The sequence below is a fragment of the Sphaerospermopsis reniformis genome, assembly GCF_005402885.1.
Lineage (GTDB): Bacteria > Cyanobacteriota > Cyanobacteriia > Cyanobacteriales > Nostocaceae > Sphaerospermopsis > Sphaerospermopsis kisseleviana.
Map to the genome: position 1 here is coordinate 1 of NZ_BJCE01000298.1, position 5,539 is coordinate 5,539.

The 5,539-nt window shown below is 36.2% G+C and carries 4 protein-coding genes and 2 pseudogenes; 5 read left to right on the forward strand and 1 reads right to left on the reverse strand.

Annotation, left to right across the window (positions count from 1 at the left end; translation table 11 throughout):
* From FFR48_RS24725 to FFR48_RS24745, 5 genes and pseudogenes are all read left to right on the forward strand, one after another.
* Positions 1–449: Rpn family recombination-promoting nuclease/putative transposase (locus tag FFR48_RS24725; RefSeq protein WP_137669199.1), on the forward strand; the 449-nt coding region annotated here is incomplete at its 5' end.
* A 265-nt stretch (positions 450–714) separates the two neighbouring features.
* Positions 715–1,356, forward strand: a pseudogene (locus FFR48_RS30660) (Uma2 family endonuclease).
* Positions 1,357–1,483: 127 nt separating this feature from the next.
* Complete coding sequence (locus FFR48_RS24735) at positions 1,484–2,242, forward strand: TIGR00297 family protein (RefSeq protein ID WP_137669200.1); 759 nt, start codon at positions 1,484–1,486, stop codon at positions 2,240–2,242.
* Positions 2,243–2,499: 257 nt separating this feature from the next.
* Positions 2,500–3,258, forward strand: coding sequence for a foldase protein PrsA (locus tag FFR48_RS24740; protein ID WP_096567242.1), 759 nt, complete (start codon positions 2,500–2,502; stop codon positions 3,256–3,258).
* The gene (locus FFR48_RS24745; RefSeq protein WP_371851485.1) at positions 3,207–5,435 is read left to right on the forward strand and encodes a peptidase domain-containing ABC transporter; all 2,229 of its coding nucleotides are present in this window, start codon (positions 3,207–3,209) and stop codon (positions 5,433–5,435) included. The genes FFR48_RS24740 and FFR48_RS24745 overlap by 52 nt, the downstream gene beginning before the upstream one ends.
* Here the strand turns inward: FFR48_RS24745 and FFR48_RS24750 are convergent.
* Positions 5,415–5,539: pseudogene (locus FFR48_RS24750) on the reverse strand (SPFH domain-containing protein); the annotation flags it as partial. The gene FFR48_RS24745 and the pseudogene FFR48_RS24750 sit on opposite strands and share 21 nt — an antisense overlap.

A 5,539-nucleotide genomic window follows, 5' to 3' on the forward strand; every position in this document is an offset into this window, starting at 1 on the left:
TTTATTTAGATGAAATTGAAGAAACAACATCATTACCCATTGGGATTGCTACAATTAAACTAATCATTACCAATGAAGAAAAAGCTATCACCCAAGCTAGGGAGTTAATTAACCGTACCAAACAAGAAGTAAAGTCTCAAACACAACAACAACAAATATTAGACATCATCGAGACAATTCTAATCTACAAACTGCCAAGAATGAATAGGGAGGAAATAGAATCAATGTTTGGACTCAGTGATTTAAAACAAACCAGATTTTATCAAGAAGCTAAACAAGAAGGTAGAGAGGAAGGTAGAGAAGAAGGTAAAGAAGAAGGAAAACTCGAAGCTAAATTAGAAGCTGTTCCTGGTTTGGTAGGATTAGGTTTGAGTCAAGAACAAATTGCCCAGGTTTTGAATTTAAGTATTGACGAAGTGAGGAACATTGTAGAGAAAATGTCAAGGTGATAGGTGATAGTTGATTGATGGAATTTGTCAGAATCAGGATATCCAGGATTTGAGGATTTTCAGGATTTTGATTTTTCTGGTAATGGCGATCGCACTTTGGCTTTTTTAGCAAGGTGCGTTTTTTATTGTCTGAATCAGGATGTCCAGGATTTGCGGATGTACAGGATGTTGATAAGCTATTACAATTACAAGCTTGTTGCTAATATTCTCTAAAATAAAACTATAAAATAAAACTATAATTATTTACTGATGTATAAGTTAAGTTATGTTTGCGCTGATATCACCAGAAAAAACCCAAATTCCTGCCGGTGCTGTGGTGCGGATACCTGGAACATGGGAAGAGTATCAAACTTTATGTCAACAACGGGGCGATCGCACAATTCCACGACTAAAATATCGAAATGGGGAAGTAATCATCATGTCACCTTTGCCAAAACATGGACAAGATGCTCATGTTATCGCCAGTATAATTACTACTCTACTCGATTATGTTCAGTGGGAATTTGATGCTTTTACCCCCATAACGATGGAACTTCCCGAAGAAAGTGGAATATAACCAGATTATTGTTTTTATATTCATAACTGGCAAGCTATATCTAGCAAAAATCGGATTATTTGGACAGTTGATCCACCACCTGATTTAGTTCTAGAAATTGACGTTACCAGTTATACTCATATCAACGATTATCTACCTTATCAAGTTCCAGAAATTTGGCTGTATAAACAAAAGCAACTGTTAATTTATCAACTTCAGCAAAACAGCTATTTACTTCAAAGCTACAGCCACTATTTCCCTAATTTTGATATACATGAGATTGTTGAACAGAGTTTACAAACTGCCTATAACCGCAATACAAGTGCAGCTATACGAGAATTGAGGAAATTTCTGAACTCTGCTGAGATGTAAAAAAAATCGTTTTTTGACGACAAATGTACTTAGTAGAATAAACCCACATTCTGCACCACTAACTGTCACAGATCAAAAAAGTAGTCCCATATCATAAAAAACTGAAAATACTCATCATTAATTACCAATGTTATCATTACTTAATGACATCAATCCCTGGTTAGTTGGAATGGGATTAAACGCTATTTTATTAGGGATAGTAGCGATTATTCCTAAAAAATTACTCACCCCTGCGGGAATATTCCATGCTTGGTTATTGGGTGTAATAGTTTGGGGAACACTGGGTTGGCCAGGATATCTGGTGGTAGGGTTTTATTTTATCGTCGGTTCGGGAGTTACCCGCATCGGTATGAAAGAAAAAGAAGCCCAAGGAATTGCAGAAAAACGTTCTGGTGCAAGGGGTCCTGAAAATGTGTGGGGTTCGGCGTTAATTGCGACTTTATGCGCCCTGGGAGTGTGGCTTATACCTGATTGGAAGTTTTTGCTGTGTTTGGGCTATGTAGCGAGTTTTAGCACCAAATTATCAGATACAACTGCCAGCGAAGTGGGTAAAGCCTACGGTAAACGTACCTTTTTAATTACCACATTGCAACCTGTAGCGAGAGGTACAGAAGGGGCGGTAAGTTTAGAAGGGACTTTAGCGGGTATTATCGGATCAGTAGCGATCGCCCTTGTAGGTTGGAGTGTAAATTTAATAGATATCTTAGGAATTGTTTGGTGTGTAATAGCAGCCTTTATCGCTACCAATTTAGAAAGTGTCATTGGTGCAACATTGCAATCTAAATATACTTGGCTTACCAACGAAGTTGTCAATATCTTCAATACCCTAATTGGGGCAGTTGCAGCAATTATCCTCGCTGTTATTTGGCAAATGATATTTGTTTGAAAATTTACTAAAAATTCAAAATTTTAAACAGCAAATTTGCTGTTTTTTTCATGACTATTACTGCTCCAACACCATAGGAAATGTGTAAAAAATTGCATTTACTATTTATATGGTGTAGGTAATTTTTATAATTATTTATTTTTTCACTAACTAATTCATAAAATCTTTATCATCTTGAACCTTATTTTCCTACGGTTTTATCTATTATTTAATGGAAAAGTTGTATAGATTTTTAGGATTTTCCTCATATTTATTTCATGGAATCTTCATCATTTTTTACAATCAACGACGATCAAATCGACCTCTATCAAGTAGTCAAGTATTTACAGATTTCTGGTAAACTAAATCAGTTTATCAGCGATGTTCTGCGTCAATATGTCCTAGAGAAAGAACTAAAAACCAGAGATGATATAAATATCAGTACAGCATTAATTGAACAAGCAATTATTGATTTTCGGTTAAAAAATCAACTTACAGATCCTGAACAATTCCAAACATGGTTACAAAATAATGGTAGTGATTACGCTACATTTTATGAATCAGTTAGCTTTGGGTTCAAATTAGAAAAACTGAAAGCGGTAATTACCGAACCAAAATTACCAGAATACTTTATTGAAAGAAAGATTTATTTAGATCGAGTCGTACTTTCTCGGATCATGGTTAATAACCGAGAACTAGCAGAAGAATTACACACTCAAATTGAAGAAGGAAGTAGTTTTGAGCAACTAGCAAAAGAGTATTCCTTAGCAGATGAAAAAACCTTTAACGGTATGATGGGTCCCATTAGTCGGGGTAGTTTACCAGATATTTTGCGTGCGTCTGTAGATGCAGCTAACCTTGGACAATTGATAGGACCGATAGAAATAGAAGGAAATTTCAGTTTATTTAGATTAGAGAACATTCTACCAGCAACTTTAGAAAATACTCAACTAAAACAATCACTACAAAATGAGTTATTTGAAAAATGGCTAGGGGAAAAAATTCAAAACCTGACAGTAAAATTACAAGTGAGCTAAATATTCTGAACTATCAAACTTTACGAATAAATGCGCTAGATACTTTACCTTGGAAAAAACCGCCATTGTGCTGGTTGACTCCTGAACAACAAACAGAAGTAACCAATGAATTAGAAATTCGTCAATATCAACTTGGCGAAAAAATTTGGTTACAGGAAACAGGAGGATATCAGTTTTTTATTATCACTGGTAAAGTCCGTTTACGGGATGAAAAAAGTAAACCTGTAGCCACCTTAAATGATGGAGATTGGTTTGGTGATTTGCAACAGTTATTTACTAATTGTAAAGCTGTAGCTGCTAGTAAAGAAGTTGTAGTTGTGTGTTGGAACTCATCACTGTGGGAAAAATTGTCTCATCCTCAAATTGATGAATTTTGGCATGGGAAAGGTGACAGGGAACAAGTGACAGGTGACAGTGAAAACAGGGAAAAAGAAGAAATATCTACTTCACTGACGACATCTTATTTATCTTTACCTTCATCATCAAAATCTGCAATTTCTAATTATCCTTCTCACTATCCTTTTGTAGTGAGTGGAAATACTGCGGCCGCTTGTTTAACAATGGTAGCACAATATTTAAATAATAGTGTGCAACTAGAATGGGTACAACGTCAACTGCGGGGACAACGCCCCAAAAATGTGATAGAAACAGCGGAAAAGTTAGGGTTAGTTTTGCGGAAATTGCAGGTAAATTGGGGTGAATTACGACATTTATCTTTTCCGGCTTTACTATTATGGAAATCGGAAATAGTTAGCAGTTGGGTTGTAACTTATGGGATGAAAGGTAATTGTTTAATTATTGCCAATCCTCTCAATAATCAATGTGAATATCTCACCCAATCAGTAGTAGAATCTTGTTGGGATGGTAAATTATGGCAAGTAGAATTAATTTCCAAACAAGAGAAATTTAATCTTTCTTGGTTCACTCCCGCAGTTTGGAAATATCGCAAATTATTAGGTGAGGTATTACTAGCTTCCTTCACTTTACAATTATTGGGTTTAGCTTCACCATTAATTACCCAAGTCATCATTGATAAAGTGATGGTGCAGGAGAGTTTAGCTACTCTCGATGTGATGGCGATCGCTCTCTTATTAGTCGCCATATTTGAAGCTCTCCTGGGTACTCTTCGACTCTTCATTTTTACCCACACCGCACGGCGTTTAGATTTGAGTTTATCAGCCCAACTTTTTCGCCATTTAATGCGTTTACCTTTGGCTTATTTTGAATCTCGCAGAGTGGGTGATACAGTCGCCAGAGTACAAGAATTAGAACAAATTCGCCAATTTTTAACAAGTACAGCTTTAACAGTAATTCTCGATAGTATCTTTGCCGTCGTTTATTTGGGATTGATGTTTTATTACAACATTCCCCTCACTTTTGTAGCTTTAGCTGTTCTCCCATTATTTGCCACTTTAACAATTATCGCCACCCCAATTTTAAGAAATTGGCTAAACGAAACTTTTAACCGCAGTGCAGACAGTCAATCATTTTTAGTAGAGACGGTTACAGGTATTCATTCTGTTAAAGCCCATGCAGCCGAACCAGTAGCTAGAGAACGCTGGGAAGGTTTATTTGCTAAGTTTATTCGCACAGGTTTTAAAGCTTCCACTACGTCAAATATTAGCAGTAATATTGGTGATTTTCTCACTAATTTTTCTACATTGTTAATACTTTGGTTTGGTGCAAGATTAGTCATTGATCAGCAACTCACAGTAGGTCAATTAATCGCTTTTCAAATGTTATCAGGAAGAGTGACAGGACCCTTACTGCGGTTAGTGCAATTATGGCAAAATCTCCAACAAGTGCTACTTTCTGTAGATAGAATTGGCGATATTCTCAACGCTGCCCCAGAAGCAGAAGCAGGAACGGGTTTAGTATTACCACCCCTCAAAGGTGAAGTTAATTTTGAGCAGGTTTTTTTCCGTTATAGTCCTAACACAGAACCTGTATTAAAAGGCATTTCTTTTGATATCAAACCAGGACAATTTGTGGGTATTGTCGGGCGCAGTGGTTCAGGTAAAAGTACCCTTTCTAAACTGTTGCAAAGACTTTATCAAATTGAATCGGGAAGGATTTTAATTGATGGTTTTGATCTGAAAAGTTGTGATTTAGCTTCTTTAAGACAACAAATTGCTGTAGTTCTCCAAGAAGACATGTTTTTGGATTCTAATACTTAATTTTTTAACTGTATTCACTACAGGAATAATTAAGTGTATTCCTTCGCCTAATACTGGATCTTGCACGTTTCCAAACTTCATTAATACACCACGCTCACCAGCAT

Bases quoted from the DNA above. Each gene is read 5' to 3' on its own strand.
- FFR48_RS24735 (WP_137669200.1), top strand. From the start codon at position 1,484: ATGTTATCATTACTTAATGACATCAATCCCTGGTTAGTTGGAATGGGA.
- FFR48_RS24745 (WP_371851485.1), top strand. From the start codon at position 3,207: ATGGCTAGGGGAAAAAATTCAAAACCTGACAGTAAAATTACAAGTGAG.
- FFR48_RS24740 (WP_096567242.1), top strand. From the start codon at position 2,500: ATGGAATCTTCATCATTTTTTACAATCAACGACGATCAAATCGACCTC.